We start from the raw sequence: 13847 nt of genomic DNA, 5'->3' as shown, positions 1-13847 counted from the left end.
CGGGGGATGTGGGGGAGGGTGGCGGGCATGGTTTCGGTGTTGCAGAACGTGGCGATTGATTGTGCGGATGCGTATGGGTTGGCGCGGTTCTGGAGTGAGGTGACCGGGCGGCCGTTGGGGGAGGAGGACAGGCCGGGGGATCACGAGGTGCAGGTGGTGATGGCGGAGGGGCCGGTGTTGTACTTCAGCCAGGTGGCCGAGCCGAAGACGGTCAAGAACCGGTTGCACCTGTGTCTGCGGCCGCAGTCGACGCGGGAGGAGGAGGTCGAGCGGTTGCTGGGCCTCGGGGCGACGCTTGTCGCGGATCGGCGGAATCCGGACGGGTCGGGGTGGGCCGTGCTCGCTGATCCGGAGGGGAACGAGTTCTGCGTGTTGCGCAGTGAGTCGGATCTGGCCGCCATGAAGTCGTAGAGGGGGTCAGTGGGTCAGGTGGCGGGCGAGGAAGCGGGCGGCGCTGTCGGCTTCCTCGAAGCGCGGGTAGGCCATGTGGCGGCCCGCGTTGGCGTGGAGGGTCTTCGCGGGGGAGGCGAAGGCGTCGAACAGGGCGAGTGATGCCTCGCGGGGGATCACCTCGTCGTCCCACTGCATCGCGTACTGGACCGGGACGGTGATGCGCCGCGCGTGCGCGGCCAGTTCGTCCGGCCAGTGGAGGCCGAAGACGGCGGCGGTGATGCGGGGGTCGGAGGCCACGTACGGGATGCCGATCGCCGTGCCCAGGGCGAGGCCGACGAAGCCGACCGGGCCGTCCGGGCCGATCTCGGGGAGGGCCTGGAGGGCGTCCAGGAGGGCGCGGTACTCCGGGGCGGCGATCTCCGCGAGGTGCGCGTTCCAGCGGATGGCGACGGGTGCGACCGATTCGCCGGCCTGGCGGGCGCGGTGCATCTCGGCGATCTCCGCCTCGTCGTGGGCCGAGCGCGGACGGTCGCCGTGGGCGGGGAGGTCGAGGACGGCGACGTGGAAGCCCTGGTCCGCGACGAGGCGTGAGGCGCGGCCCGCCATGGACTGGTGCTTCCTGTGGCGGCCGCCGCCGTGGGCCATCAGGACCAGGGGCGCCCGGTGCGCGTCTTCGGAGGCGGGGGACCAGAGGACGCCCGGGACGCCGTCGACGGTGAACTCACGCTCGCGGATGCCCGGCGAGGTGGAGTCGGTGGTGAAGAGCAGAGAAGGAGACATAGGTCTTGCCTTTCGGGAATGCCTGCGGTGGAGAGGCGCTCCCGGCGATGCCTACGTCTGTCGCCCGGCCGTGAGGAAATGGGGGAGCACCCATGCGGTTACTGCGTTCACGGGTCTCACCTCCAACATCTGCGTCACGGACACCGGAAAGCTAGCAGTCTGTCCGGATATGTGCCACTGGTTTTTCACCGGGCTGCCCGGGTGGCGTTGAGGCGGCATTGGATGAGGGCGTAGGTGAGGCGGGGGTCGGGGTTGGGGGTGGTGGTGAGGAGTTCGCCGGCGGTGGTGAGGGTGGTCCAGTAGTGGGTGGGGTCGCCGGTGCGGGGGAGGGGGGTGGCGGCGGTGAGGGAGAGGTAGGCGGTGGTGAGGTTGCCGGTGGTGATCCAGCGGGTGAGTCCGTGGTGGTGGCCGGCGCGGATGCCGCCGAGGGCGTCGATGGCGGTGTGGAAGAGGTCGACGATGGCTCGTTCGCGGTCGTCGAGGTGTTTGGGGACGTCGAACACGCCGAGGGCTTCGAGGAGTTCGCCTGTGTCGTGTTCGGAGTTGGGGCGTGGGTTGGCGAGGAGGGCGTGGTAGCAGTCGTCGAGGCGGCGGTTGGCTTCGGCGGCGGGGATGGTGAGGGCCGCGCAGACGGCTCGGGCGGCGCGCAGGGGGTCGCGGGTGCGGCGGGCGAGGCTGGCGTACGCCTCGGCGGGGGTGGCGCCGGTGTGGAGGAGATGGCGGGCGGTGAGGGCGAGTCGCATGGGTGGAGGTTCCTGTTCAGGTGGTGGGGGCGATGAGGGCCCAGACGTACTTGCCGATGCCGCCGGTGCGGGGGCAGCAGCCCCAGCGCTCGGCCAGCTCGTTGACCAGGAACAGCCCGCGCCCGCGCTCGTCGTCGGGCTGCGACGGCCGGAGGGTGGGGTGGCCGGTGCCCGCGTCGTGGACCTCGAGGCGGAGGAGATCGCCGGTGAGGGCGAAGTGGATCTCGATGTGGCGGTCGTCGGGGGCGTCGGAGTGCTGGACGGCGTTGGCGAACAGCTCGTTGAGGAGGAGTTCGGCGATGTCGAAGTAGAGGGGGCCGGTGGGGAGGCCGGAGAGGTAGGCGCGGAGGAGGTGCCGGGCGCGGGGGGTGGCTTCGATGCAGGAGTCGAGGCGGGTGGCGAACGGGTGGGGGCGGCAGCAGGTTTCGAGCATGGCGAGGCACCTCGGGGGCGGATTAGGGGCGTACGAACGGAGCGCGCTGGTCACGCTGTGCACGCGAAAGATCGCGTTCCGGTATCAATTCTCGGGCGGCGCGATTACCTTGATGGCCAGATTGGCGTGGTGAGACCCCCTGGCACGTGAGGTAGACGGCATGTCACACCGGCGACTTGAGAACGGTACGACCAGCAGTCCGGCGGCGCTGTTCGGCGAAGCGCTGAGGTTCGCACGAGAGCAACGCGGGCTCAAGCAGGAGGAGTTGGGAAAGCGACTGCACTGCGATCGATCGCTGATCACTCGCTACGAGAGTGGGAAGCGGGCGATGGACCGCGACATGGTGGAGCGGGCCGACAAAGAGTTGTGCATGGGAGGCTTGCTGGTGCGCCTGTGGGAACGGGTGGACTGGCACGCGGACATCGAGCACCCGGATTGGTTCCAGGAGTTTGTGGAGAACGAGGGAATAGCCGTAGGGATTCGGGTGTACCAGGGTGGCATGATGTACGGCCCGTTGCAGTGTCGGCAGTACATGCGAGCAATGTTCGAGTCGGGCGATGCGGCGGGCAAAGAGGAGGAGATCGAGGAGCTGATGCGGGCTCGGCTCGCTCGGCAGGAGCGCATGCTTGCGCCGGATGGACCTCTGCTGCTTGTCATTCTCGATGAGAGTGCCATCCGCACCGTTGTTGGTGGGCCACGTGTGATGCGAGCTCAAATGGAGTTCCTCTTGAAGGCGGCGCGGCACCCCAACATCGTCATCCATGTGGCGTCGTTTGCGAATCGGCGGACTCTCATCAACTTGGATATGGTGCTGCTGGAGCTGCCGGACGGGCAGCGCATGGTCTACTCGGAGAGCCTCGACCGTGGGCATCTGAGCGCCAAGTCCGAGACTGTGGTCAAGCATCAGCGTCGTTATGATCAGCTCCGCGCAGGATGCCTGTCAGAGGTCGACTCGCTGCGTTTGATTGCCGAAGCGCTGGAGGGTTTCAGAGATGATGAGCAACGGGCTCGCCGTGAGTGCCTGGCGGAAGAGCAGCTACAGCGGCGACAACGGCGGCAACTGCATCGAGGTGGCCCCCGGGTTCCCCGGCCTCGTCCCCGTACGTGATTCCAAGGACCCGCAGGGGCCGATGCTCGTTTTCCCCGCCGCCGCTTGGGAAGCCTTCGTTGTGGCCGTCCGTGAGGGCGAGCTTTCGGCGTAGGACCCTTGGGAGGCAACCATGTTGACCTGGCGGAAGAGCAGCTACAGCCACGACAACGGCGGGAACTGCATCGAGGTGGCCCCCGGGTTCCCCGGCCTCGTCCCCGTGCGTGACTCGAAGGACCCGCAGGGGCCGGTGCTGCTCTTCCCGGCCGCTGCCTGGGCGTCGTTCGTCTCCGCCGTCCGCGAGGGGGATCTCCCGACGGGGCTGTGACGCTACGTCCATCGTCGATAATCGGGGAGACAGGCCCGGGTCGGGCGTGCCAGGGTGGGCGCATGATCTCTCTCCGAAAGGGCGATGCCGCGTAGGTCGCCCGGCGCGGTGCGCGCCCAGATGCGGGCGGTCCGGGGCCGACAGGACCGGCCGTTCAGCCAAGTCCGAGGCATGAGGCGGAGCGCCCAGGCCGCCGTGCGGCGCCTCGAAGCCCAGCGGTTCTCTCCCGGGTGCCTGAGCGAGGCGCTCGGCCAGTACGAGCAGTTCCTGCGGCAGCCCGGGCGGTGGCTCTACGTGCCTCTCTCCGACTGCCCCTGCCACGACGTGCTCGGCGCGCGGGACGAGGTGCAGGCCATGCTCTGCGCTCTACCGCTCTCCGCGCGGCGGGAGTTGAACCGGGTCGTCTCCAGGCTCGACGCGGAGTTCGAACGCCGTACGCTGCCGGACCCGCATGCCGCCCGGCGGCTCTTCGGCGGCTGGTTCGACGCTCCGAGGTGGCCGTGGTGGTACCTGCGGCTGACCAAACCCTAGGCTCGCGGGCATGTCCCACGCGATCGATGCCCGGCTGCTCACGGAGGTGTTCACGCCCGGGCCCGTGCTCGGGCCCGGGCCGGTGCGGGTGGTCGAGGTGGTGGAGGTGACGTCCCTCCGACTATCGACGCGGCCGAGCGGGACTGCCCGGCCATGGACTGAGCCATGCGACGGGCCCTCACTCGGCGCCGCGCCCCCAACGGTGGTAGCCCCGCTCGATTTCGGTGAGGTACTGGGCCAGGTCGAAGCGGACCTCCTCGACCACCCCGGCCTCCTCGCCCGGGTACATCAGATCGCCCCAGACGACCGCCCGGCCCCGGAGTCGGATCCGCACCTCGACGCCTGCGGCCAGCTCCACCACGCGCGCTTGTTCCAGCGGGTACAGCGGCCCTCCGGGTCTGAGGAGCAGACCCGGAGGAGCGCCGACGGCGTAGGCGTTGCTGCGCGTGATCACGTCGAGGCCGTCCACGAAAAGGTACGTGTGGACGATGCTGCAGTTGGGCAGTCCCGGGCAGACGCCGACCAGCAGTGAGCTGATTCCGGGGTCGGTGTTCGGCCTACGGGACATTCGATCTCACTAATGACTGCCCTTCGCGTTGACGACGAGGTTGTACGCCGCGCCCTTCGAGAAGCCGGTGTCCGCGTCGATCTTGCCCTCCGTGATGAGGGCCTGGATGTCCGCCGGGCTGAGGCGGGAGTCTCCTGCGGCATCCGTGATGGCCTGTTGCACGCCGCTGGTGAGGCTGTCGCCGGCGCCGTTGAAGATGACCTTTCCATCCTGCACGGCCACCTGGGTGGTGTCGATCTTGTTGGACTCGATCAGCATGTCGAAGATCTTGTCGGCGGGCGCGGTCAGCTTGTCTCCGTGCGGGACCAGACCCAGCGCCTTCTCGAAGCCCGTCTTCGCGTACCCGCCGTTCCGGTCCAGCGCGTCGTTGTACGCCTGGTCGGACGCGATGTGCTGGTCGTGCACGCCGATGACCCTCGACTCGCTGAGGTGCCCGTCCACCACCCCGCTGTAGTACGTGGCCTCCTTGACGTGCGTGACCAATGACAAATCCGCCTTGTCGGCCCCCGCGATGTACTCCCGTAGCACGGCGGCCGTGTGCCCCTGGTTGGCGTTGGCGACGATGGCGTACGAGTCGGGGTCGCGGCCGAGGGCCTCCAGCAGGCTCTTGGTCGCCGTGGAGTCGAAGGCGACGGGGTAGCCGCTGTTGGGGAGGGTGCTGCCGGTGACCATCGCGCGCTGCACGTCCGCGATGTAGTCGGCGCTCATCCGGGCCAGGCTCGGCTTGAGCGCGGCCAGCTTCCCGTCGCTGTTCATGATGTCGCCGAGAGCGCCGTCACCGCCCTGTGTGCCGAACATGCCGACGACCCGCTTCATCAGGTCGGCCTCGTGCTGGTCGTGGCCGGTGGCCGGCAGGTGCAGCGGGTCGGCCTTCGTCGCCGACTCGAGCGCGCTGCCGAGGGCGAGGACGCCACGATTCTTCCGGTTGTCCGGGTCGGTGGCGATGTCCTGCCAGTCCTTCTCGTGGACGTAGTAGTCGAGGTAGTCGGCGGGCCTGTGCTTGGCGTTGGGGTCGGCGTTGACCGTGCCGTCGCTGTTGTAGGCGGTGTGCGCGCTGGTGAAGAACTCGTTGGACGCGGCCGGGCTGTGGGCGAGCGCGGTGAGCAGGTCCGTCGTCGGCTGGTCGGTGATCGGTATCGATCCCGGCGCCATCCCCGCGATGTCCAGCAGCGGCCAGTTCCCCTTGAGCCCCGCGTCCAGCTGGGTGATGTGCTCGGCGATCGGGATGATGAAGTGCGGGTCGTAGTCGCCGCTGGTCAGCAGCGGTGCGAGCAGCTGGTAGCCCATGAGCTGGGGGTTCGGCGGCGGGTACGGGGTCGCCACCTTCGTGCCCGCCTTGCGGAAGGCTGCGGCCCAATCGTCCGACAGGTGGGGCTCGTTGGTCTGGCGGGTGGCGGTGGCCAGGGCGAGTCCGAGCCTGTCCTGGAGGGAGTTGTACGCCGCCCAGCGCGGGTCCTTCGGCCCGCCGGGGCGCTTCTTCGGGTCTCCGAGCATGCCGAAGAGGGCGGAGGTGAGGCCGTCCGGGCCGAGGTCCTGGTAGAACCGGGTGGAGAAGGCCGGGTCGCGCCAGTCGGCATCCAGCAGCCTTGTCAGTTCGGCGAGTTCGGTGTCGCTGATGTCCCCGCCCTTGCGCAGGAGTGCTGCCGCGCGGTCGGCGTCCGCGAAGGCGGCGACGGAGTTGAAGGTGTGGGTCGCGTCGGTCTTGGCGTCCGTGGTGAGCAGGGCGGCGAGCCGTTCGTCGGCGGCGGTGGCCTCGGCCACGGCGGCGTCGATGGCCCTGCGGGCGGCTTCGGCCTTGGGCTGCCACTCCTGGAGGTAGGCGCTGTAGCCGTCCACGTCGTGCCGGGTGGCGGCATCGGCGCGCGGCCAGGTGACGGCGCCGGTGTCGGTGACGGTGAGCCCGGTGGTGTGGGCGTCGGTGAGGGTCTTGTCCAACTTGGCGCGGGCGGCCCGGAATTCGGTGGCGGCGTCCCTGAACACCTTGGCAAAGGCGTCCGCTTCGCCTGCGGCGGCCGTCAACTGCTGGTTGGTGAAGGCGAGTTTGGGGCGGGCCAGGTCGGCGACGGCGCCCGACCAGGTGTCGCTGCCGGCCTCGAACCGGGCGGTGACCGTCTGTTTCCAGTCCTCGTCCATCGCCCGGAGTTTCTGGGCGACGGTGGTCCAGGCGTTGGCGGCGGTGTCGAGGCTTGCGAAGTCGGCGGTGCTGAGTGCGTGGAAGTCGACCATGAGCGTGCGTTCCCCCGTCGTCCTGCTGGTGGTGCTGTCAGAAGGTGCCGTCAAAAGGTCATGTGGCGGCGCAGCGCGGCGTCCTGGCGCTGGTAGTTGGCCGCGGTGGCGCGCAGGGCCTGGGAGGTCTCGCCGATGGTCTTCGCGAGGGCGTCGACGCACTGGTCCCAGTTGGTGGCGGCCGTCTTCGCGGCCTTGCCGGTGGCCCAGTCGGCGAGCGCGGTGGTGACCTTGCCGGTGGCCTCGTCGGCGGAGTGGCCGTCGGCGGTGAGGCGGCCGTGGATCTGCTCGGCGTTGCCGGCGGCGGTGGTGAGCGCGCCCGTGTCGGCGCTGAAGCCGGTGCCCGTGCTGCTGCGGGCGGAGTTGAGCTGCGTACGGGCGCTCTCCTGGGCGCGGGCCCGGGCGGTGAGCTCGCCGTTCTCGTCGTAGGCCCACGGGTTCATCATCCGGTCGAACGCGGTCGCGCGGTCGCTCATGTGCCGTCCCCCTCGAAGTCCTTCTCGAAGTCGTTCTCGAAGCCGCTGCCGGCTGGGCGCCGAGCGGCGGTGCGGCAGCGTCCTGCCGGGCCGGTGGTGCGCTCGGTGCGTACCTATCAGGCGCCCGGGGAGTGTCCGGCGGTTGCAGGTGCTGCGGGCACGAATTTGCTTGTGCGGGTCCGGAGTTCGGGTCAGGAGTTCGGGCAGGGGGCGGGGGAGGCTGGTGGCGCGGGGAGTTCGTGGGGGGATGATCACCGCATGAGCGAGATCGTGTTGATGTCGGATCCGAAGGTCGCCGCCGTACCCGTCGCGGACTGCGGGGAACGGCTCGTCGACGTCCGCGAGGGCGGGTCCCTGCTGGTCGACGCGCGCAAGCGGGACGCGGCGGACGCGTTCGCGCACCTGCGGGAGGGGGTGGTGGCGCGGCTGCTCGCCGCCCAGGCGCAGCTGCCCGAGGGCGTACGGCTGCTGTTCGTCGAGGGGTACCGGCCGCCGGCGCTCCAGCGGGAGTACTTCGAGGAGTACGCGGACGAGTTGCGGGCCGCCCACCCGGACTGGACCGCCGAGCGGACCCGCGAGGCGGCCAGCCGGTACGTGTCGCCGCCCGAGATCGCGCCGCACAGCGCCGGCGCGGCCGTCGACCTCACCCTGGCCGACGCGGACGGGCGCGAACTCGACCTGGGCACGCCGATGAACGCCTCCCCGGAGGAGAGCGAGGGCGCCTGCTACACCGACGCCCCCGGTATCGGCGAGGAGGCCCGCGCCAACCGGGCACTGCTCGGCGCCGTGCTGACGGCGGCCGGGCTGGTGAACTACCGGACGGAGTGGTGGCACTGGTCGTACGGCGACCGGTACTGGGCGCTGGCCACGGGCCGGGACGCGGCCTGCTACGGGCCGGTCGACCTCCCGTAGGGAATGAACGGGACCGCCCCCGGCTCTGCGGCCATTTTCCCGTGGTCAGAAGCACCCCTGACCATGGTCTATGCTTAACCCATCACCCAGATGCGCGGGTGGCGGAATAGGCAGACGCGCTGGATTCAGGTTCCAGTGCCCGAAAGGGCGTGGGGGTTCAACTCCCCCCTCGCGCACAGAGAACGGCCGGTCGACTCAACAGTCGACCGGCCGTTTTGCTCTCTCGGTCGGGGGTTTCATGGCGGGGATCGGTCGGTACGGCGCTGCGGTCACGGGCGTCGAGCTCGGGCTCGGGTTGATCGGGATCGGGCGGCCGTGGCCCCGGCCGGACGCGGAGGTGTGCGAGCCCGAGCAGGCGTGGGCGCTGCTGGAGCGGGCGGTCGAGCTGGGCGTCCGGTTCCTCGACACCGCCGCCGCGTACGGGCGGAGCGAGGCGGTGCTCGGGGAGTACCTGGCCTCGCTGCCCGCCGGGCGGCGCGGGGAGCTGCTGGTGGCGACGAAGTGCGGGGAGACCTGGCCGGCGCCGGAGGGCGGTGGGCCGCCGGACCACTCGGTCGGAGCGCTGGAGGAGAGCTACGGGCGGTCGCGGCGGCTGCTGGGGCGGGTCGACCTGCTCCAGCTGCACAAGTGCACCGTCGAGGACCTGCGGGACGAGCGGCTGATCGGCTGGTTCGAGGGGCTGAGGGCCTCGGGTGAGGTGGGGGCGGTCGGCGTGAGCGTCTCCTCGGAGGAGGCGTTGCGGGCGGCGCTGGACGCGGAGGTCTTCGACACCGTGCAGTTTCCCGCGAACGCCTCCGGGACCGGGTTCGCGGCCGTGTACCGGGAACGGGAGCGGGCACGGGAACGGGAGCGGGCTGCGCTGCCACTGCCGCTGCTGAACCGGCCGATGGCGTCAGGGGCGCTGGCGGGCGCCCCGGTGAATCCGTTCGCCTTCCACGCGGGCGCGTTCCGGCGGGCCGTCGTGCTGACCGGGACGACGCGGGTCGCGCACCTGGAGGCGAACGTGGCCGCCCTCGCGGCGGCTCCAGCGGCGGTTCCGGCGTCCCTCGCGGTGGCCCTGGAGGGCGAGGAGCGCCAGGGCGGCGGTCAGGCCCGCGAGGATCATCACCGCTGAGACCCCGGCGCGGTCCACGACGGCGCCCCCGGCGAGCGCGCCGAGGGAGATCGTCGCCTGGAACGAGGCTGTGAACAGGACGGAGGCTTCCTCCGGCGCGTCCACGGCCGCCCGGGCGAACCAGGTCCTGGACGACACCGGCACCGCCCCGTACGCCACGCCCCACACGACCAGCAGCGCGAGCGCGCCCGCCCTCGAGCCGCCCAGCACCGGCAGCAGCGCGGTGGCGCCCGCCAGGAGGCCCGCCGCGACGGCGAACCCGAGGCGGGGGCGGCGGGAGACCAGCGCTCCGATCGCGAAGTTGCCGACGATCCCGGCGGCCCCGTAGAGCAGCAGCAGGGCGGTGACCAGGCCCGGGCCCGCGTGGGTGACCTGCTCGAGGAACGGCGTCACGTAGGTGTAGGCGCCGAAGTGGGCCAGCACGATCAGGAAGGTGAGCAGCAGGGCGAAGCGGCTGCCCGGGCGGCGGGCGACCGCGCCGATCGCGCTCAGACGGGTGGTCCCGGTGGGAGGCAGTGGCGGTACGGCCGCCAGGAGGAGGGCCAGGACGGCGACCGACAGGGCGGCCAGGGCGGCGAAGGCCGTTCGCCAGCCCGCCAGTTCGCCGATGAACGTCCCGGCCGGGACGCCCAGCACAGACCCCAGCGGGACGGCGGCGAAGATCACCGAGGTCGCACGGGCGGCCCGGTGCTCCGGGACCAGCCGCTCGGCCAGGCCCGCCCCGATCGACCAGAAGCCGCCGATGGTGACGCCCACCAGGACGCGCGAGACCAGCACCAGCCAGAAGCCGGTGGCCACGGCGGCCAGCGCGTTCGCCAGGGCGAGCAGCAGCATGAACGCGGCCAGCATCCGGCGGCGGTCCACCCGGGCCGTCGCCGTCGTCACCAGCGGGGCGGCGACGGCGGCGAGGAAGCCCGGCATGGTCATCATCAGGCCCGCGAGGCCGTCCGAGACGGTGAACTCGGCGCCGATGGAGGTGAGCAGGCCGATCGGCAGGATCTCCGTCGTGACGATGGCGAAGATCCCGAGCATGACGGCGGGGACGCCGAGCCGATCGAGAAAGGGTGGGCGGGGCATGAACATCCGTTCTGTGCACGGTGGTTCGGGACCGTCCCAGTGCAACAGTCCGGGCGGGGGACGGCTGGCGGGTTCGCGCCGTCACCGTTCCGGTCGCCGATCCCGTCACCGATCCCGAGTGCCCGCGAGCGCGAGGACGCTCAGGCCGAACATCAGGACGCCCAGCGGGAGGTGGACCGCCGGGACGTGCGCGATGCCAAGCACCACCTGCACGGAGGCGAGCACCAGGAAGCCCGACGCGTGCCACACCGGGCGCAGCGGGCCGCCGCCCGGCTTCCAGGCGAGCACGGCCGCCAGCAGGTAGAGCATGGAGGCGCCGTACATCACGCGGGCTCCGGCGCTGTGGAGGGTCTCGCCGTAGTGGGTCGTCAGGAGCAGGCCCGCGGAGACGGCCTGGGTGAAGATCGTGAGGGTCTGGAGGGCGATGGCGAGGCGGAGGAAGGGGAAGGCGCTGCGCGTCGTGGGGGTGGTGGTGGCCATGTCGGGTCCTCTTCCGGGTCGGTAGGGTCTGGCTCTCTCGATCCTTCGACGAAGCGGGCCCGCGAAAGGTAAGGCGGTTGGGTGTGGAGGCTGTCGACGGCCGGATAGCCGGTGAGCGGGGTCGGCTGATCAACATCGGGTACCGCCTGCTCGGATCGCTGGTCGAGGCCGAGGACGCGGTGCAGGAGGCGTACGCGCGGTGGTACGCGCTGCCCGGGGCGCGGCGGGAGGAGATCGCCTCGCCGGGGGCGTGGCTGACGACGGTGACCGGGCGGATCTGCCTGGACGTGCTCGGCTCGGCGAGGGTGCGAAGGGAGCGGTACGTCGGGGCGTGGCTGCCGGAGCCGCTGCCGGGGTGCGTCGGTGACGTGGCCGACGCGGTGGTGCTGGACGAGTCGGTGGGCATGGCGTTCCTCGTCGTGCTGGAGACGATGACGCCGGCCGAGCGGGTGGCGTTCGTGCTGCACGACGTGTTCCGGTACCCGTTCGCGGAGATCGCGGAGGTCCTCGGGCGTACGGCCGCGGCCTGCAAGCAGCTGGCGTCCTCGGCGCGGCGGCGGGTGGCGGCGGCCGAGCGGGCGCCGGTGGCTGTGGACGGGCGGGCGGAGCTCGCGCGGGCCGAGCTCGTGCGGAGGGTGAAGACGGCCTGGGAGGGCGGGGACGTGGCGGCGCTCGTCGCCGTTCTGGACCCGGCGGCCGTGATGACGGCGGACGGCGGTGGGATGGTCGGCGCCGTGCTGCGGCCGGTCGAGGGCGGGGCGCGGATCGCCCAGTACATGGTGGCCATCGCGGGGATGGCGCCTGGGCTGGAACTGGTGGAGCGGTCGGTCAACGGCCTGCCGGGGCTGGTGGCCCTGCGGGACGGGGTCGTGGTGACGGTGGCGGCGTTCGACGTGGCGGACGGGCGGGTCAGCCGGATCTGGGTGGTACGGAATCCGGAGAAGCTGGGGTCCTGGGCGGGGGAGGGTTAGCGCCCACGGCGGTTACTACGGATGTAGTGCCACTACGGAAGTAGTGGCACTACATCCGTAGTGCCGTACCGTGGAGGGTATGAGGCTGCTCTCCGTCAACATCGGCAGGCCGAAGGTCAATCCGTGGAAGGCCACGGGCGAGACGGGCATCGACAAGCGGCCCGTCGAGGGGCCGGTGGCCGTCACCGTGCCGGGGCCGAAGGGGGCCGGGGACGTCGGGCTCGCCGGGGACCGGGTGTTCGACGTCAAGAACCACGGCGGGGCGGACCAGGCCGTGTACGCGTACGCGCGGGAGGACCTCGACGGCTGGGAGCCCGAGTTGGGGCGGCCGCTGAGCAACGGGGTCTTCGGGGAGAACCTGACCACGCGGGGGCTGGACGTCAACGGCGCGCTGATCGGGGAGCGCTGGCGGATCGGGACGGGCGGGGTGGTGCTGGAGGTGTCCTGCCCGCGGGTGCCGTGCTCGACCTTCCAGGGGTGGCTGGAGCGGGCCGGCTGGATCAAGCGGTTCACGGAGGCCGCGCTGCCCGGCGCCTACCTGCGGGTGATCGAGCCCGGTGAGATCCGGGCGGGGGACGCGATCGAGATCGTCCGCCGGCCCGGCCACGGGGTGACGGTCGCGCTCGCCTTCCGGGCGCTGACGCGGGAGCCGGAGCTGCTGCCGCTCCTCGTGGGCGTGGAGGAACTGCCCGAGGAGGCGCGGGAGCTGGTGCGGCGGCGGGTCGGGTAGGCGGACCTACGGGGTGCTCGCCTGGCGTTGCCAGGCTCCGATGCCGAGGCGGCCGGTGGTGCCGAGGTCGAATTCCGGGGTGACCATGACGGGGGCGGCGGTCGGGGTGGCTCGGACGCGGGCGTAGGGGACGTTGACCGGGGCGCCGTCCTGGGTGGTGTTGCGCCAGACGAGGGTGGACCGGGCGCGTTCGCCCGGGCGCAGGGTGAATCGTTTCGGCGGGGCGTCGGCGCCGGTGCCGGTGGCGATCTCGGTGCCGCCGGAGAGGAGGTGGATGCCGTCGACGGGCTGGTGCTCCAGGTCGAGGAGTTGGAGCTGCGGGTAGCCGTCGAGGGTCACGGGGGTGGTGCCGCAGTTCTGCAGCAGCAGGCCGACCGCGCGCAGGCCCATCGCGGCGTCGCCCTGGTCCGCGTACAGGCGCAGGCCCGACGCGGGGCAGTCGCCGGTGGGCTTCGGGGCCTCGGCGCTGGGGACGCTGCGGACGGAGAGGACCTTCAGGCGGGCGGGGGTACCGCCGGTGCCGGCGGTGCCGAGGCTGAGCCGGCCGCGGTCGGTGGCGCCGGGGGCGAGGGCGGTCACGGTGTGGGGCAGGTTCTCCAGGGCCTCGCCGTTGGCGGTGAGGCGGTTGAGCAGCACGGTGACGTCGGCCGGTGCGGTGCCCTGGTTGGTCACCTCGTACTCGGTGCAGCCGGGGCCGCTGAGGGTGAACCGGATGCCGCCGGGGCTCGCGCCGGTGCTCGTGGGGGTACTCGCGCTGGTGTTCGCGGGGGTGTTCGCGCCGGTGCTCGGGGTGCAGGAGGGGCCGGTGGTCGTCGAGGTGGGTTCGGCATTGCTTCCGGCGCTTCCGGTGCTTCCGGTGCTTCCGACCTGGACGGTGCCGCAGCTCGTGAGGAGGGCGGCGGCGGCCGAGACCGCCACCGTGGCGGCGGTGAACGGGCTCCGGGGGCGGGAAGGTCGGCGCATCGGCTGATTCGATCACGAACGGGAGGGCGTGGCTG

At 71.5% G+C, this 13847-nt stretch carries 17 protein-coding genes, 1 tRNA gene and 1 pseudogene; 10 read left to right on the top strand and 9 right to left on the bottom strand.

Annotated elements, in window-relative coordinates:
• Positions 1-27: 27 nt before the first annotated feature.
• On the top strand, positions 28-411 hold the full coding sequence (locus IH61_RS0105375; protein ID WP_031065658.1) for a VOC family protein: 384 nt from the start codon (positions 28-30) through the stop codon (positions 409-411).
• Positions 412-417: 6 nt separating this feature from the next.
• Here the strand turns inward: IH61_RS0105375 and IH61_RS0105370 are convergent, their stop codons facing one another.
• From IH61_RS0105370 to IH61_RS40390, 3 genes are all read right to left on the bottom strand, one after another.
• Positions 418-1173, bottom strand: coding sequence for a dienelactone hydrolase family protein (locus tag IH61_RS0105370; protein ID WP_031065656.1), 756 nt, complete (start codon positions 1171-1173; stop codon positions 418-420).
• Between the two features lie 185 nt (positions 1174-1358).
• Entirely contained in the window at positions 1359-1916 is a 558-nt protein-coding gene (locus tag IH61_RS0105365; RefSeq protein ID WP_031065654.1) for a hypothetical protein, read from the bottom strand.
• 16 nt (positions 1917-1932) lie between these two features.
• On the bottom strand, positions 1933-2349 hold the full coding sequence (locus tag IH61_RS40390) for an ATP-binding protein (protein WP_051836281.1): 417 nt from the start codon (positions 2347-2349) through the stop codon (positions 1933-1935).
• Positions 2350-2509: 160 nt separating this feature from the next.
• Here IH61_RS40390 and IH61_RS0105350 point away from each other — a divergent pair, with 160 nt between their 5' ends.
• The 4 genes from IH61_RS0105350 (at position 2510) to IH61_RS44190 (ending at position 4295) form a co-directional block, all read left to right on the top strand.
• The gene (locus IH61_RS0105350) at positions 2510-3457 is read left to right on the top strand and encodes a helix-turn-helix domain-containing protein (RefSeq protein ID WP_031065648.1); all 948 of its coding nucleotides are present in this window, start codon (positions 2510-2512) and stop codon (positions 3455-3457) included.
• Positions 3420-3551 carry a DUF397 domain-containing protein gene (locus IH61_RS49885; RefSeq protein WP_324607581.1) on the top strand — a complete coding sequence of 44 codons (132 nt, stop codon included), beginning with the start codon at positions 3420-3422 and terminating at the stop codon, positions 3549-3551. The genes IH61_RS0105350 and IH61_RS49885 overlap by 38 nt, the downstream gene beginning before the upstream one ends.
• 18 nt (positions 3552-3569) lie before the next feature.
• Positions 3570-3764: a DUF397 domain-containing protein gene (locus tag IH61_RS0105345; protein ID WP_037971658.1), complete on the top strand. Its 195-nt coding sequence runs from the start codon at positions 3570-3572 to the stop codon at positions 3762-3764.
• A gap of 171 nt (positions 3765-3935) precedes the next feature.
• Positions 3936-4295 carry a hypothetical protein gene (locus IH61_RS44190; protein WP_199823268.1) on the top strand — a complete coding sequence of 120 codons (360 nt, stop codon included), beginning with the start codon at positions 3936-3938 and terminating at the stop codon, positions 4293-4295.
• Between the two features lie 178 nt (positions 4296-4473).
• Here the strand turns inward: IH61_RS44190 and IH61_RS0105335 are convergent, their stop codons facing one another.
• From IH61_RS0105335 to IH61_RS0105325, 3 genes are read right to left on the bottom strand one after another with little or no spacing between them, the layout of a single operon-like run.
• Positions 4474-4863 carry a hypothetical protein gene (locus IH61_RS0105335; RefSeq protein ID WP_199823267.1) on the bottom strand — a complete coding sequence of 130 codons (390 nt, stop codon included), beginning with the start codon at positions 4861-4863 and terminating at the stop codon, positions 4474-4476.
• Between the two features lie 9 nt (positions 4864-4872).
• Positions 4873-7089 carry a hypothetical protein gene (locus IH61_RS49465; protein WP_031065637.1) on the bottom strand — a complete coding sequence of 739 codons (2217 nt, stop codon included), beginning with the start codon at positions 7087-7089 and terminating at the stop codon, positions 4873-4875.
• Between the two features lie 50 nt (positions 7090-7139).
• On the bottom strand, positions 7140-7565 hold the full coding sequence (locus IH61_RS0105325; protein WP_031065635.1) for a hypothetical protein: 426 nt from the start codon (positions 7563-7565) through the stop codon (positions 7140-7142).
• 258 nt (positions 7566-7823) lie between these two features.
• On the opposite strand from IH61_RS0105325, the gene IH61_RS0105320 reads away from it, so the two are divergent.
• From IH61_RS0105320 to IH61_RS48165, 3 genes and pseudogenes are all read left to right on the top strand, one after another.
• Positions 7824-8477, top strand: coding sequence for a M15 family metallopeptidase (locus IH61_RS0105320; protein WP_031065632.1), 654 nt, complete (start codon positions 7824-7826; stop codon positions 8475-8477).
• Between the two features lie 92 nt (positions 8478-8569).
• Positions 8570-8653 (top strand) — tRNA-Leu (locus tag IH61_RS0105315).
• Positions 8654-8715: 62 nt separating this feature from the next.
• Positions 8716-9240 (top strand): annotated as a pseudogene (locus IH61_RS48165) (aldo/keto reductase); the annotation flags it as partial.
• Positions 9241-9369: 129 nt separating this feature from the next.
• Here IH61_RS48165 and IH61_RS0105305 read toward each other — a convergent pair.
• A complete protein-coding gene (locus IH61_RS0105305) occupies positions 9370-10668 on the bottom strand; it encodes an MFS transporter (RefSeq protein WP_078910852.1) in 1299 nt (432 codons plus the stop codon).
• 105 nt (positions 10669-10773) lie between these two features.
• Entirely contained in the window at positions 10774-11148 is a 375-nt protein-coding gene (locus IH61_RS0105300) for a hypothetical protein (protein ID WP_031065623.1), read from the bottom strand.
• 77 nt (positions 11149-11225) lie between these two features.
• On the opposite strand from IH61_RS0105300, the gene sigJ reads away from it, so the two are divergent.
• Positions 11226-12119: an RNA polymerase sigma factor SigJ gene (gene sigJ, locus IH61_RS0105295; protein WP_031065620.1), complete on the top strand. Its 894-nt coding sequence runs from the start codon at positions 11226-11228 to the stop codon at positions 12117-12119.
• Positions 12120-12198: 79 nt separating this feature from the next.
• Positions 12199-12849 carry an MOSC domain-containing protein gene (locus IH61_RS0105290; RefSeq protein ID WP_031065617.1) on the top strand — a complete coding sequence of 217 codons (651 nt, stop codon included), beginning with the start codon at positions 12199-12201 and terminating at the stop codon, positions 12847-12849.
• Between the two features lie 6 nt (positions 12850-12855).
• Here the strand turns inward: IH61_RS0105290 and IH61_RS0105285 are convergent, their stop codons facing one another.
• Positions 12856-13812, bottom strand: a complete 957-nt coding sequence (locus IH61_RS0105285) for a DUF4232 domain-containing protein (RefSeq protein WP_031065613.1) — start codon at positions 13810-13812, stop codon at positions 12856-12858.
• Between the last annotated feature and the right edge of the window lie 35 nt (positions 13813-13847).

It is taken from the genome of Streptomyces sp. NRRL WC-3742 (assembly GCF_000720635.1).
Taxonomy (GTDB): Bacteria; Actinomycetota; Actinomycetes; order Streptomycetales; family Streptomycetaceae; genus Kitasatospora.
The sequence above is the reverse complement of the archived record's forward strand: the minus strand, read 5'-3'. Positions and strand labels throughout refer to the sequence as shown.